Annotated in this window: 12 protein-coding genes and 1 tRNA gene; 7 read left to right on the forward strand and 6 right to left on the reverse strand. The window is 67.8% G+C overall.

Features of this window, described 5'->3' with window-relative positions; translation table 11 throughout:
* Window positions 1–43 precede the first annotated feature (43 nt).
* The 3 genes from GGR89_RS16905 to tgt form a co-directional block, all read right to left on the reverse strand.
* Entirely contained in the window at window positions 44–457 is a 414-nt protein-coding gene (locus tag GGR89_RS16905) for a hypothetical protein (protein ID WP_125976023.1), read from the reverse strand.
* A gap of 142 nt (window positions 458–599) precedes the next feature.
* Window positions 600–2,060 (reverse strand): DUF1593 domain-containing protein, encoded by a 1,461-nt coding sequence (locus GGR89_RS16910; RefSeq protein ID WP_125976021.1) that lies wholly within the window; start codon window positions 2,058–2,060, stop codon window positions 600–602.
* 71 nt (window positions 2,061–2,131) lie between these two features.
* On the reverse strand, window positions 2,132–3,262 hold the full coding sequence (gene tgt / locus GGR89_RS16915; protein WP_125976019.1) for a tRNA guanosine(34) transglycosylase Tgt: 1,131 nt from the start codon (window positions 3,260–3,262) through the stop codon (window positions 2,132–2,134).
* A gap of 46 nt (window positions 3,263–3,308) precedes the next feature.
* Between tgt and GGR89_RS22815 the strand changes: the two genes are divergently transcribed.
* Window positions 3,309–3,944 carry a cupin domain-containing protein gene (locus tag GGR89_RS22815; RefSeq protein ID WP_241213117.1) on the forward strand — a complete coding sequence of 212 codons (636 nt, stop codon included), beginning with the start codon at window positions 3,309–3,311 and terminating at the stop codon, window positions 3,942–3,944.
* Between the two features lie 11 nt (window positions 3,945–3,955).
* Complete coding sequence (locus GGR89_RS16930; protein WP_164521667.1) at window positions 3,956–4,117, forward strand: hypothetical protein; 162 nt, start codon at window positions 3,956–3,958, stop codon at window positions 4,115–4,117.
* A gap of 121 nt (window positions 4,118–4,238) precedes the next feature.
* Here GGR89_RS16930 and GGR89_RS16935 read toward each other — a convergent pair whose 3' ends face one another.
* From GGR89_RS16935 to GGR89_RS16945, 3 genes are all read right to left on the reverse strand, one after another.
* Window positions 4,239–5,492 (reverse strand): NupC/NupG family nucleoside CNT transporter, encoded by a 1,254-nt coding sequence (locus GGR89_RS16935; protein ID WP_125976017.1) that lies wholly within the window; start codon window positions 5,490–5,492, stop codon window positions 4,239–4,241.
* Window positions 5,493–5,611: 119 nt separating this feature from the next.
* A complete protein-coding gene (locus tag GGR89_RS16940; protein WP_125976015.1) occupies window positions 5,612–6,229 on the reverse strand; it encodes a response regulator transcription factor in 618 nt (205 codons plus the stop codon).
* The gene (locus GGR89_RS16945; RefSeq protein WP_164521668.1) at window positions 6,226–7,740 is read right to left on the reverse strand and encodes a PAS domain-containing sensor histidine kinase; all 1,515 of its coding nucleotides are present in this window, start codon (window positions 7,738–7,740) and stop codon (window positions 6,226–6,228) included. The genes GGR89_RS16940 and GGR89_RS16945 overlap by 4 nt, the downstream gene beginning before the upstream one ends.
* Before the next feature lie 294 nt (window positions 7,741–8,034).
* On the opposite strand from GGR89_RS16945, the gene GGR89_RS16950 reads away from it, so the two are divergent.
* From GGR89_RS16950 to GGR89_RS16970, 5 genes are all read left to right on the forward strand, one after another.
* Complete coding sequence (locus GGR89_RS16950) at window positions 8,035–8,925, forward strand: ROK family protein (protein ID WP_125976011.1); 891 nt, start codon at window positions 8,035–8,037, stop codon at window positions 8,923–8,925.
* Between the two features lie 60 nt (window positions 8,926–8,985).
* Window positions 8,986–9,062: transfer RNA gene (locus tag GGR89_RS16955), tRNA-Pro, on the forward strand.
* A 103-nt stretch (window positions 9,063–9,165) separates the two neighbouring features.
* Entirely contained in the window at window positions 9,166–9,732 is a 567-nt protein-coding gene (gene hslV / locus GGR89_RS16960; protein ID WP_125976009.1) for an ATP-dependent protease subunit HslV, read from the forward strand.
* A gap of 128 nt (window positions 9,733–9,860) precedes the next feature.
* Window positions 9,861–11,153, forward strand: a complete 1,293-nt coding sequence (hslU, locus tag GGR89_RS16965; RefSeq protein WP_125976007.1) for an ATP-dependent protease ATPase subunit HslU — start codon at window positions 9,861–9,863, stop codon at window positions 11,151–11,153.
* 101 nt (window positions 11,154–11,254) lie between these two features.
* Window positions 11,255–13,372 (forward strand): S9 family peptidase, encoded by a 2,118-nt coding sequence (locus tag GGR89_RS16970; protein WP_206434294.1) that lies wholly within the window; start codon window positions 11,255–11,257, stop codon window positions 13,370–13,372.
* Window positions 13,373–13,388 lie beyond the last annotated feature (16 nt).

Below are 13,388 nucleotides of genomic sequence, written 5' to 3' on the forward strand. Positions count from 1 at the left end.
TGCGGCGTATGCGATTTGCCGGGGCCAGCCAGCGCGGTCCGTCTCAGGCGTGGCCTACCGAATCGAGCGCTGCGTCGACAGCCGCTGCATCGGGCGCCAGTAGCCAGGCTTCGGCGCCTTCGATGCTGTCGAAATAATAGGCGTCGCGGTCGCTGGCCGCCCGCTTGATCTGCATCCGCGCCAGCGACTGGGCGACGACGATGGCGAGGCGGCGCGAAGCGAATTTGGGATTGTTCAGCACATGCTTGAACGACTCGACGCTGTCCTGCGACTGGATCTTCATCCCGCGAATGTCGACCAGCGTGACATGGGCGTTGGCCGCGCATGTCAGTTGACGGTGCGCCTGGTCCCGCGCCGCCACGAAGCGGACGATGTCCTCCATCGCGAAGAAGCCGGACATCGTGATGCGGACGAGGCTGTTGGAAGCGTCGACGTCGATGGAGAAGGCAGCTTCCATGGGGTTTCCGATCCGGCAGCGTCGCGCACCCGCGTGACGCGGGCGTGGCGGGAGAGCCTATGGACGCGCACGGCCGCGCTCAATTCCGTATCGTTCCTAAGGGCTTGCGAAGGTGCGCTCCGTCCCGGCCGCTATCCACACGCTAGGTTCCGCGCCCGACACCTTCAGTCGATGGCAGGACCGTCACGATGACCCGTCGATACCGCGTAAGCGCGGGCATCCCCTTGTCGGTTACCGCGACGATGAAATGTACCGTCTCGAGCTTCTCCACCACCGGCGCCGTCGCGTTGGCGCGGTAGACGTTCTCGGGGCGGTTGATCGGCACCGGCTGCTTCCAGCTGCCCGCCTCGGGATAGGGAAACCAGGCGAAGGACAGGCTGTCGCCGTCCGGGTCAGCGCTCGGCGAGGCGTCGAGGAGGATCTTCTCGCCCGAATGGACGGTCAGCCGGTCGGCATGGGCGAGGCGGGGGGCCGGCGCGTGGTTGGCCTCCGCGAAGGCCCGGGTGGTCCAGGCGATGCGCGCGGCCATGTCGTTCTGATAGGCGTCGCGCCAGCGCCACACCGTCACCATCGGCCCGCGAAAGGTCTTTTCCGACGCGACCGGCCGCGAATAGGGCGTCGGCACCATCGGTGTGTAGGAATCGTCGGCGTTGGTCCAGATCGGCCGCGCCTCTGGCGCAAGCGGAATGCCGCCGGTGACCGTCTCGCCGGGCGGGAAGGGGCGGGGGACATAGCGCTCGTAGCGGCCGCCCCAGCCGCCCCATTCGGGATGCTCGGGCACGCTGAGCCCTGTCGGGATCAGGTTGAGGAACGAAGGCGTGTCGCCCTCCATCGTCCAGGCGACGTCGGGATAGAGCGCGCCCAAGGCCCCATGCCCCTGCTGGATGTTGCGGGCGATCCAGTCGTTGGAAACCGAGCCGTTGTCGATTCCCTCGATCGGCGTGCTCATGCCGGTCCAGCTGCCGTTACTGTAGGGCCCGGTGCTGACGATGTAGAAGAGGTTTGGAAACTCGCGGCGCAGCCAGGCGCCCGAATCGTCCTGGTCGGAGATGGTGTAGACGCGCAGCTTGGCGATCAGCCGTTCCGCCTCGGCGGGGCTGCGGGTGGCGCGCAGCGTGTACAGCGCCTGCGCCAGCGTGTTCGCGCCGCCCCAAACCGCCACCCAGAGGGGGCGCGGATCCGGGCGGTCGAGCGCGCGGAGCAGCAGCGCGGAGCCGGCGCTGTCCTTGCCCGCGCCGACGCTGGCCATGCCATAGCCGGGCTGCCCGCTCTGGATCTGCGCCAGCAGTTGCCCGGCGCTGGGATAGCCGGCGGCGTGGCGCAGCAGATTGGGCTGCACCCTGCCATAACCCGTCACGATCCGCCGCATCGTCTCCGGCTGCGGATCGGTCTTGAGCCAGATCGAGGTGGTGGCGATCAGCCCCTCGATGTCGATCTCGTTGGCGTAGAGCAACAGGCGGATCAGCGACTGGCTGTCGTCGGTCTCCGCCTCGATGTCCGAGAGGAAGATCAGCCGCTGCTTCTCGACCACCGGATCGCTTGCGGCGTGGGCGGGGCCCGCCACGGCAAGCACCGCCGCCAAAACGATGCCGAATCCTCGCATGCGCCACCCCTCTCCCGTTTGGCCGGAGCCTAGAGGGGCAGGGCGGCGGCTGTCACGGAAAAGCTGCGGGCTCAGCCCTTTGTCGTCTGGTACTTTGCGCGGAAATCATTGGCGAAGGCGGTGAGCCGCTGCTCCTCGATCGCCGCGCGCAGGTCCGCCATCAGGGACTGGTAGAACCAGAGATTATGCTCGGTCATCAGCATCGCGCCGAGGATCTCGCCGGCGCGGACGAGGTGGTGGATATAGGCGCGGCTCCAGGTGCCGCAGACCGGGCAGGCGCAGGCCGGATCGAGCGGGCCCTGGTCCTCGGCGAACTTCGCATTGCGGATGTTGATCGGGCCTTCCCGCGTGAAGGCCTGGCCGGTGCGGCCCGAGCGGGTGGGCAGCACGCAATCGAACATGTCGATGCCGCGCTCGACCGCGCCGACGATGTCGTCGGGCTTGCCGACGCCCATCAGGTAGCGCGGCTTGGTCTCGTCGAGCTGGCCGGGGGCATAGTCGAGCACGCCGAACATCGCTTCTTGGCCCTCGCCCACCGCGAGGCCGCCGACCGCATAGCCGTCGAAGCCGATATCCTTCAGCGCATCGGCGCTCGCCTGGCGCAGGCCTTCGTCGAGTGCGCCCTGCTGGATGCCGAACAGGGCAGCGCGGGCGGCATGTTCCTCGCCCGAATCGAAGCCGGCGCGGCTGCGCTTGGCCCAGCGCATCGATCGCTCCATCGCCTTGGCCTGCACGTCGCGGGTCGAGGTGGTCGGCACCAACTCGTCGAACGCCATGACGATGTCGGAGCCGAGCAGCCGCTGGATCTCCATCGAGCGCTCGGGGCTCATCATGTGGCGCGAGCCGTCGAGGTGCGAGGCGAAGGCGACGCCTTCCTCGCTGCGCTTGGTCAGTTCGGACAGGCTCATCACCTGGTAGCCGCCTGAATCGGTGAGGATCGGTCGGTCCCAGCCCATGAACTTGTGCAGCCCGCCCAGCCGGGCGACGCGCTCGGCGGTGGGGCGCAGCATCAGGTGATAGGTGTTGCCGAGCAGGATGTCGGCACCGCTGGCGCGCACGTCTTGCGGCTTCACCGCCTTGACGGTGGCGGCGGTGCCGACCGGCATGAAGGCGGGGGTGCGGATCTCGCCGCGCTGCATGGCGATGGTGCCGCGACGCGCCTTGCCGTCGGTGGCGTGGATGGTGAACTGGAAACGGGGCATGCGTGGCTATTGGCGCGTTTGGGGCCGGAATCCAAGGGAGGGCCGTGTGGCGGAACAGGACGACGAGCTGCGGGCGATGGCGGCGCATCGCGGGCTGAAGCTGGTCAAGTCGCGGCGGCGCAAGCCCGGGGGCGACTTCGGGCGGTACGGGCTCAAGGATGCGGGTGGGGCGGAGATATTCGGCGTCGGGGCGGACGGGCTGACGGCGGATGCCGAGGCGATCCGCGGGTTCTTGCGCGGCGGGATGCGGAGCGACTGGAGTATTTCGGTCGAGACCACGCCCGGACCGAAGCGCGCTCCCAAGCCGAAGCCTTCCCCCAAGTCCAAACCCGCACCGCCGCCCAAGCCGCGTTTCAAGCCTGAGGTCGCCAACCTGCTGCGCGACCTGCCAGAGGCGAAGGACGACGAGGCGTTCACCGATCTGCTCAAGCGCCCAGGCGTGCGGATCGAGCGGATCGTCTCACGCGGGCAGGCGACGCCCGATGAGGCGCCGATGGTGCAGGACTGGGACGAATGGGTGGTGCTGCTCGAAGGTGCGGCGGGGATCCGGATCGAGGATTCGGCCGAGGTGCGGCTGGCCCCGGGCGACCATCTGCTGATCCAGGCCGGGCAGAAACATTGGGTGACATGGACCGCGCGCGACCGGCCGAGCGTTTGGCTTGCCGTACATCTCGACGGATAGGAGCAGCACCCATGGCCGAACCCCTCAATCCCGGCGACGACGCCGCCCCGGGCACGCCGGGCACCGGCGAAGACATCTGCCGCCGTTGCGGCGGGTCGGGTCGCATTGACGGCGGCGAGTGCCCCAACTGCGGCGGTAGCGGCAAGGTGGTGGAGGGGATCGGCGGGGGCTGATCGGCGCATCGCTACACCGAGCGCCTGCCTCACCTCCGTGCCCCTCCGAAAGCAGGGGCCCAGGGTCGCGGGCGACTTGCTCTCCTACCCTGGGCTCCTGCTTTCGCAGGAGCACTAGGAATTACGGCAGCAGCAACCCAGCCAGCGCGGCCGACATCAGGTTCGCGAGGCTGCCCGCGATCAGCGCCTTGATCCCCAGCCGCGCAATCACCGGGCGCTGGTTGGGCGCGAGGCTGCCGGTGGTCGCCATCTGGATCGCGATCGAGCTGAAATTGGCGAAGCCGCACAAGGCAAAGGTGATGATCGCCTTGGAGCGCGGCGCGAGGTCGGTTGCCTTGCCGAGCTCGATGAAGCCGACGAATTCGTTGAGCACCACCTTGGTGCCGAACAGCCCCCCGGCCGTGAGCGACTCGTGCCAGGAGATGCCGAGCAGGTACATCACCGGCGCGAAGATCGCCCCGATGATCGCCTGGAAGCTGAGGTGCGGATAGCCGAACCAGCCGCCGACCATGCCGAGCAGCCCGTTGGCCAGCGCCACCAGCGCGACGAAGGCGAGCACCATCGCGCCGACCGCCACCGCGATCTTCACGCCGGTCGAAGCACCATTGGCCGCCGCCATGATGATGTTGGCGGCGCGCTCCTCCTGGAAATCCTCCTCGGCGACGCGGATCACCTCGTCCTCGCCGGACATCGGCGCGTCGACGACGGCGGGCTCGTCCGGCATGATGATCTTGGCCATCATCAGTCCGCCCGGTGCCGCCATGAACGAGGCTGCGAGGAGGTAGGGGAGCGAGGCCGGCCCGAGCAGGCTGGCATAGGCGGCGAGGATCGTCCCCGCGACGCCCGCCATGCCGACGCTCATCACCGCGAAGACCTGCGAGGGGGTGAGGCGGGCCAGATAGGGCCGGATCACCAGTGGCGCCTCGCTCTGGCCGACGAAGATGTTCGCCGCCGCGCAGAGCGATTCGACCTTGCTGACCCCGGTCACCTTCTCAATCGCGCCGCCGATCCAGCGCACCACCAGCTGCATGATGCCGACATGGTAGAGGATCGAGACGAGCGCGGCGAAGAAGATGATCACCGGCAATGCGGCGATGGCGAGGCTCTGGCCGCCCAGCTCGGGCTTGGCGAGATTGCCGAACAGCAGCTGGGTGCCCGCGCTGGCATAGCCAAGCAGCGCCGAGACGCCGTTCGCCATGCTGTGCAGCGCTACCTGGCCCCAGCCGGTCCGAAGTACGATGACCGCCAGGCCGGCCTGGAGCAGAAAGGCGGGTCCGACGACGCGCAGGCGGATCGCCCGGCGATTGCTGGAAAGCAGGAAGGCGATGCCCAAAATCGCCAGCACCCCGAAAATGCCGATCGGGAAATGAGTCATTCTGAAGTCGATAGTCCCCATCGCCGGCGGAATCGCGGCCAGCAAACCCATCGACCATACACGCGGCGGCGCATCTTGCCAGCCGCTTGCGTTGACCGGGGTGGGACAGGCGTGCTGCCCTAGTCGTCGTCCAGCCCGACGGCGAAGGCGAGCCGCAGCGCTTCGGACAGGCTGCGCGCCTCCAGCTTGGCCATGGCGTTGGCGCGGTGGACCTCTACCGTGCGCGGCGAGATGCCCAGGTCATAGGCGATGGTCTTGTTGGGATGCCCGCGCACCAGCCCGCGCAGCACGTCCTTCTCGCGCGGGGAGAGCAAGGCGATGCGCCGCTCGGCCTCCGCGCGGCTGGCAAGCGCGGCATCGCCCTCCTCCAGCCGCTCAAAGCCGCGTTCGAGGGCTTCGACCAATGCATCCTTCTCGAACGGCTTTTCGAGAAAGTCGATCGCGCCGCCCTTCATCGCCGCCACTGCGGTGCCGACATCGCCGTGGCCGGTCAGCACGATCACCGGCAGCTTGACGCCGCGCCTGGCAAGTTCCGCCTGGACCTCGATCCCGTCCATCTCTGGCATGCGTACGTCGAGCAGGATGCAGCCGGGCTTGGCGCCGCCCACCCTGCCCAGGAAATCGACGCCCGAGCCATAGGTGTCGACGTCATAGCCCGAGGTGCGCAGCATGAAGCTCGTCGAACGGCGGACCGATTCCTCGTCGTCGACCAGGTGGATGCGCTTGCGGTCGCTCATGCGGGTTCCTCGTGTGCGGACATCAGGGTGAAGTTGAAGATGGTGCCCCCTTCGTCGCGCGGCTCGGCCCAGATGCGGCCGCCATGCGCCTCGACGATGGTGCGGCAGATCGAGAGGCCGAGGCCCATGCCGCGCTCCTTGGTGGTGGCGAAGGCCTGGAACAGCCGCGGCGCCTGTTCGGGCACGATGCCGGGGCCGGTATCGGCCACCCAGACGCGGACCAGGTTGCGCGGGGCGACCTCCGATCCGATGGTGATCTCGCGCACCGGGCTCTCCGCCATTGCCTCGATCGCGTTGCGGATCAGGTTGACCAGCACCTGCTGGATCTGCACCCGGTCGCACAGCACCGCGGTGGCGCGCGGATCGAGCGCGTAGAAGGCGCGCACGCCCAGCTCGCGCGACCCGGTGAGCGCCAGCCGGCTGGCCTCGTCGATCAGCCGCGGCAGGTCGACCAGCCCCATGTCCGCCTCGCCGCGCGCGACGAACTCGCGCAGCCGCCGGACGATGTTGCCCGCCCGCAGCGCCTCCTTGACCGATTCTGCCATCGCTTCCTGGATCATCGCCTGATCCTCGGGATCATCGCTGTCGCGCGCCATCAGGTTGCGCCCGGCTTCGAGATAATTGGCGATGGCGGTCAGTGGCTGGTTGAGCTCGTGCGCGAGTGTCGAGGCCATGGTGCCCATCGCCGAGAGCCGCGAGACGTGGATCAGCTCGGACTGAAGCTCCTTGAGGCGGAGCTGGGAGCGCTGCTCGTCGGTCAGATCGCGGATGAAGCCGGTGAAGATCCGCTGCCCCTCGCTGCTCGCCTCGCCGACCTGCAATTCCATCGGGAAATCGGTGCCGTCGCGCCGCTGGCCGACGACGATGCGGCCGATGCCGATCACCCGGCGCTCGCCGGTGGTGAGATAGCGGGCGAGATAGGAGTCGTGCAGCTGCGCGTCGGGGGCGGGCATCAGCATGCTGACGTTGCGGCCGATCACCTCCGCTTCCGTCCAGCCGAACAGCCGCTCGGCAGCGGCGCTGAACGAGAGCATGGTGCCCTGGGCATCGATCACCACCATCGCCGAGGGCACGGTGGCGAGGATCGAGCGCAGGTGGAGCGCGCTGCCGGCGAGCGCGGTCTGCGAGGCCTTGTGATCGGTGATGTCGCGGAACACCTCGGCATAGCCGTGCAAGCGGCCGTCGGCGTCGACGAGCGCGGAGAGCTGGATTTCCGCCAGATATTCACTGCCGTCGCGGCGGACGCGCCAGCCTTCCTCGATCAGCCGGCCGGCGGCGCGGGCGCGTTCCAGGTCGCGCGCGGGCTTGGCGGCCTTGGCTTCTGCCGGGGGGTAATGGAGCGCGACGTCGGCGCCTGTAAGGTCGGCAGGCGTCCAGCCGTCGAGCAGCTCGACGCCGCGGCTCCAGCTGGCGATCCGGCCGTCGACGTCGAGCAGCAGCACGCCGCGATCCGTCGACGCCTCGAACAGAAGCGCCATCGCCGTGGGATCGTGGGCGGGCCTATCTGTCATAAACTCCGATGCTTGTGCGCAATCCTTTCCATACATACGCACCTCCCGGCAGGAAACTAGAATTTGACCGTCGTCAAAGTAAAGGCCGGGTAAATACGGGATATTTCCGCTCTTCTTGATGGAGGCGGAAATGCTCGACGTCATTGGCAGCAACTATCTGTACATGGTGATGGGAGCGATGGGCGTTTTCACGCTCGCGCTCGCGTTTGTCACCCTCAGCGAGTATATGCATCCGCGCGATCGGTGAGCGCAGACGGGCTTCCCCCGCGCGGCGCGGGGCGCTAGCGCGGTTGCATGACTGCGAACCTTTCGATTGCCGGCCTCGAACTGGGCGGCACCAAATGCGTCGCCACTTTGGGCAGCGGCCCGGGCGACGTGCGCGAACAGCATGTTGTGCCGACCACCGATCCGGCGACCACGCTCGCCGGACTCGAAGCGGTGCTCGATAGCTGGTCCTTCGACGCGATTGGCATCGCCAGCTTCGGGCCGATCGAACTCAACCCGGCGCGGCCCAATTTCGGCTCGATCATCGCGACGACCAAGCCCGGCTGGAACGACACCGATCTTACGCGGCGCCTCTCCGCGCGCTACGGCAAGCCGCTGGCAATCCAGACCGATGTCAACGGTGCGGCGCTGGCGGAGGCGCGCTGGGGTGCTTCGGCGGGGCTTTCGACCCACGCGTACATCACCATCGGCACCGGGGTGGGCGTGGGGCTGGTCGCCAATGGCCGGCCGATCATGGGCTATGCGCATGGCGAGGCGGGGCATATGCGCTCGGCCCGCGCGCCCGGCGACACGTTCCAGGGCTGGTGTCCGTACCATGGCGATTGTGCCGAGGGGCTGCTCTCCGGCCCGGCGCTGGCCGCCCGATTCGGCCGGCCGGGGCAGGACGTCGCCGACGACGCGCCCGAATGGGACTATTTCGCGCATGACCTGGCGGCGCTGCTCCACAACCTGATCGTCAGCCTCGCGCCCGAGCGGATCGCGATCGGCGGCGGGGTGATGACCCGGCGGCCGCAGCTGTTCGGCGCGGTGCGGGCGAAAGTGGCGGCAAGCATCAACGGCTATGGCGCGCTGGCGGGCTACTCCGCCGAGCTCGACGAGCGGGTCGGTCCGCCGGGGCTGGGCGACATGGCGGGGCCGCTCGGCGCGATCGCGATGGGGCTGGAAGCGCTGGATCGCTGAGCTTGCGCGCTTTGGGGGTTGCGTCCCGCCCCCAAGCGGCATACAGGGCGCACCCTCGGTCGGGGCGTAGCGCAGCCTGGTAGCGCATCACACTGGGGGTGTGGGGGTCGCAGGTTCGAATCCTGTCGCCCCGACCAAGCCACACCCAAGCAATCACGAAATCGCCGGATCGTTGCGCTTGCGCGGCCTTAGGGGAACTCCCCCTTTGCACGCCCGCACCCGCCACCCATATGCGCGTCCATGAGTGACAAGAACGCTGCGTGGCACGGCACGACGATCCTCTCCGTGCGCAAATCGGGAAAAGTGGTGATTGCGGGCGACGGCCAGGTTTCGGCCGGCAACACCGTGATGAAGCCTAATGCGCGGAAAGTGCGTCCGCAGGGCGGCGGCAAGGTGATCGCGGGCTTTGCCGGTGCCACCGCCGATGCCTTCACCCTGTTCGAGCGGCTCGAGGCCAAGCTGGAGCGGCACCACGGCCAGCTGCTGCGCGCGGCGGTGGAGCTCGCCAAGGACTGGCGGACCGACAAATATCTCCGCAACCTGGAGGCGATGCTGCTCGTCGCCGACAAGGACGTCACGCTGGTGGTCACCGGCAATGGCGACGTGCTCGAGCCCGAGGCGCACGAGCATGGCACCGTCGCGGCGATCGGCTCGGGCGGCAATTTCGCGCTGTCCGCGGCGCGCGCGCTGATCGAGTACGAGCCCGATGCCGAAGTGGTCGCGCGCAAGGCGATGGCGATCGCCGGCGAGCTGTGCGTCTACACCAACGACCGGCTGACCGTGGAGTCGCTGGACAGCGCGAACTGACTTCTTCTCCCCTCCCGCGTGCGGGAGGGGCCGGGGGTGGGCCCTCGCTCGCCTCCAAAGACATCGCTCGCGGATGGCGGGCGCCCACCCCTAGCCCCTCCCGCAAGCGGGAGGGGAACGAGTACAAAATGAACCAGAACCTCACCCCCAAGACGATCGTCGCCGCGCTCGACGCGCACATCATCGGCCAGAAGGACGCCAAGAAGGCCGTCGCCGTGGCCCTGCGCAACCGCTGGCGCCGGCAGCAGCTCAGCGCGGATCTGCGCGACGAGGTGACGCCGAAGAACATCCTGATGATCGGGCCCACCGGCTGCGGCAAGACCGAGATCAGCCGTCGCCTCGCCAAGCTCGCCGATGCGCCCTTCGTGAAGGTGGAGGCGACCAAGTTCACCGAGGTCGGCTATGTCGGCCGCGACGTCGAGCAGATCGCCCGCGATCTGGTCGAGGAAGCGATCCGACTCGAGAAGGAGCGTCGCCGTTCCGCGGTGAAGGACAAGGCCGAGGAGGCGGCGATGGGCCGGCTGCTGGATGCGCTGACCGGCAAGGATTCGAGCACCGCGACTCGCGAGGCGTTCAAGCAGCGCTTCAACGAAGGGCTGCTCGACAACACCGAAGTCGAGATCGAGGTCGAGCAGGCGCCGCAGATGCCGTTCGACATCCCCGGCGGCGCGCCGCAGATGATCAACCTGTCGGAGATGATGAAGGGCCTGACCGGCACGCCGCTCAAGCGCCGCAAGCTCAATGTCCGCTCCGCCTGGGAGAAGCTCGTCGAGGAAGAGGCCGACAAGCGCCTCGACCAGGACGAGGTCAGCCGGGTGGCGCTGGCGGACGCCGAGGCGAACGGGATCGTCTTCCTCGACGAGATCGACAAGATAGCCGTGTCCGACGTGCGCGGCGGATCGGTGAGCCGCGAGGGCGTGCAGCGCGACCTGCTGCCGCTGATCGAGGGCACCACGGTGGCGACCAAATACGGCCCGATGAAGACGGACCATATCCTGTTCATCGCCTCCGGCGCGTTCCACGTCGCCAAGCCCAGCGACCTGCTGCCCGAGCTGCAGGGCCGCCTGCCGATCCGGGTGGAGCTCAAGGCGCTGACCGAGGAGGATTTCGTCGCGATCCTCTCCGACACCAAGGCGAGCCTGGTGCGGCAATATGCCGCGCTGCTCGGCACCGAGGGCGTCTCGATCGACTTTACCGAGGACGGCATCCGAGCGGTCGCGAAGATCGCCGCCGAGGTGAATGCCGAGGTGGAGAATATCGGCGCCCGCCGCCTGCAGACGGTGATGGAGAAGCTGCTCGAGGAAGTCAGCTTCGAGGCCGAGGATCGCAGCGGCAGCGCCGTGGTGATCGACGCGGCCTATGTCGACCGGCAACTGGCGAGCGTGGCGCGGAACACGGACCTGAGCCGCTACGTGCTGTGAGGTTGCAATACTAAGCCCCTCCCCTTCAGGGGAGGGGCTTGAGTAGCATCCGTCCCAACGATCTGGCAGGTTCCCGCGATCGACTCGATCCGGGGGACTCCATGAAGAAGCTCGTTCTTGCCACGCTGCTGGCCGGCGCCGCCGCCGCGCCGCTGGTCGCCCAGACCAGCGCCCCCACGCCGCCGGTCGCCGCGAAGAAGCCCTACGCGGTGAAGGCCCCCTTCGGCGCCACCCGCGAGGATCCCTATTATTGGCTCCGCGACGATACGCGGAAGAATCCCGAGATGCTCGCCTATCTGGCGGCCGAGAACGCCTATGCCGATGCGGTGCTCGCGCCGACCAGGCCCATGGCGGACACGCTGTACCGGGAGATCATCGGCCACATCAAACAGGACGACGCCAGCGTCCCCTATGCCAAGCACGGCTATGTCTACTACACCCGCTTCGATACCGGCGCCGACTATCCGGTGGTCGCGCGGCGCAAGGGCAGCATGGCGGCGCCCGAGCAACTGCTGTTCGACCAGCCGGCGATGGCCAAGGGCAAGGGTTTCTTCCAGATCGGCAACTGGCGGGTAAGCCCCGACAACGCCCGCATCGCCTGGGCCGAGGACACCGTCGGCCGCCGGCAATATGTGCTGAAGGTGAAGGACATCGCCACGGGCACGCTGCTCGCCGACACGGTGCCCAATATCGAGGCCGGGCTGGTGTGGTCGGCGGACGGCAAGACGATCTTCTATGTCGAGAAGGACCCGGTCACGCTGCTCGGCACGCGGGTGAAGGCGCATGTGCTCGGCACCCCCGCCTCGGCCGACCGGCTCGTCTATACCGAGAAGGACGACACCTTCTACATGAGCATCGGCGCCACGACCGACGAGCGCTATATCTGCATCAACCTCCATTCGACCGTGAGCGACGAGCAGCGCTGCGCGCCGGCCGCCAATCCGGTTGCCTTCACGCCGGTCGCGCCGCGCGCGCGGGACTTCCTCTACAATGCCGATCACCTGGGCGGGCGCTGGATCATCCGCACCAACTGGCAGGCACCCAACTATCGGATCATGGTGGTGCCGGATGCGAAGGCCGCGGCGGGGCGCGCCGGCTGGGCCGATCTCGTGCCGACCAGCGACACGGTGTTCATCGAGAATTTCCAGCCCTTCGATCGCTTTCTCGCCATCGAGGAGCGCTCGGGCGGCAACAAGCGGCTGCGGATGCTGACCCCGGCCGGCAAGAGCAGCTTCGTGACCGCGGACGAGCCCGCCTATGTCATGGACCTCGGCACCAACGAGGACCCGGCCAGCCCGGTGCTGCGCTACACCTATGGCTCGCTGGTCACGCCGACCACCACCTACGAAGTCGATGCCGCGACCGGCAAACGGACGGTGCTGAAGGTGCAGCCGGTACCGGGCTATGACGCTTCCAGATATGTGACGGAGCGCGTCTGGGCCACGGCGCGCGACGGCACCAGGGTGCCGGTCAGCCTCGTCCATGCCAAGACCTTCCGGAAGAACGGCACGGCGGCGCTGTTCCAGTACGCTTATGGCAGCTACGGCTATTCGACCGATCCGAGCTTCAATCCGACGCTGCCGAGCATGCTGGATCGCGGCATGGTCTATGCCATCGCGCATATCCGCGGCGGGCAGGAAATGGGCCGCAAATGGTATGATGACGGCAAGATCTTCCACAAGAAGAACAGCTTCACCGACTTCGTCGACGTGACCCGCTTCCTGGTCGACCAGGGCTATGCCGCCAAGGGCCGGGTGGCGGCGATGGGCGGCAGCGCGGGCGGGCTGCTGATGGGCGCGGTCGCCAACATGGCGCCGCAGGACTATCGCGTGATCATCGCGCAGGTGCCGTTCGTCGACGTGGTGACGACGATGCTCGACACCTCGATCCCGCTGACCACCGGCGAGTTCGACGAATGGGGCAACCCCGCCGAGCAGCGCTATTACGACTATATGCTCAGCTACTCGCCCTACGACAATGTGACGGCGCAGGCCTATCCGTCGCTCTATGTCGGCACCGGCTTGTGGGACAGCCAGGTACAATATTACGAGCCGACCAAATGGGTGGCGAAGCTCCGCGCGACCAAGACCGATGCCAATCCGCTGGTCTTCCGCGTCAACATGGAGGCGGGCCATGGCGGCAAGTCCGGCCGGTTCGAGCGCTACAAGCAGAATGCGGAGTATCTCGCCTTCGCGCTGGACCAGCTGAAGGTGCAGTAAGCAAGCGGGGGTGGGC

The organism is Sphingomonas trueperi, assembly GCF_011927635.1.
Lineage (GTDB): Bacteria > Pseudomonadota > Alphaproteobacteria > Sphingomonadales > Sphingomonadaceae > Sphingomonas > Sphingomonas trueperi.

Coding starts and splice junctions, on each gene's coding strand:
- GGR89_RS16905 (WP_125976023.1), bottom strand. CDS start 457: ATGGAAGCTGCCTTCTCCATCGACGTCGACGCTTCCAACAGCCTCGTC.
- GGR89_RS16910 (WP_125976021.1), bottom strand. CDS start 2,060: ATGCGAGGATTCGGCATCGTTTTGGCGGCGGTGCTTGCCGTGGCGGGC.
- tgt (WP_125976019.1), bottom strand. CDS start 3,262: ATGCCCCGTTTCCAGTTCACCATCCACGCCACCGACGGCAAGGCGCGT.
- GGR89_RS16930 (WP_164521667.1), top strand. CDS start 3,956: ATGGCCGAACCCCTCAATCCCGGCGACGACGCCGCCCCGGGCACGCCG.
- GGR89_RS16935 (WP_125976017.1), bottom strand. CDS start 5,492: ATGACTCATTTCCCGATCGGCATTTTCGGGGTGCTGGCGATTTTGGGC.
- GGR89_RS16940 (WP_125976015.1), bottom strand. CDS start 6,229: ATGAGCGACCGCAAGCGCATCCACCTGGTCGACGACGAGGAATCGGTC.
- GGR89_RS16945 (WP_164521668.1), bottom strand. CDS start 7,740: ATGACAGATAGGCCCGCCCACGATCCCACGGCGATGGCGCTTCTGTTC.
- GGR89_RS16950 (WP_125976011.1), top strand. CDS start 8,035: ATGACTGCGAACCTTTCGATTGCCGGCCTCGAACTGGGCGGCACCAAA.
- hslV (WP_125976009.1), top strand. CDS start 9,166: ATGAGTGACAAGAACGCTGCGTGGCACGGCACGACGATCCTCTCCGTG.
- hslU (WP_125976007.1), top strand. CDS start 9,861: ATGAACCAGAACCTCACCCCCAAGACGATCGTCGCCGCGCTCGACGCG.
- GGR89_RS16970 (WP_206434294.1), top strand. CDS start 11,255: ATGAAGAAGCTCGTTCTTGCCACGCTGCTGGCCGGCGCCGCCGCCGCG.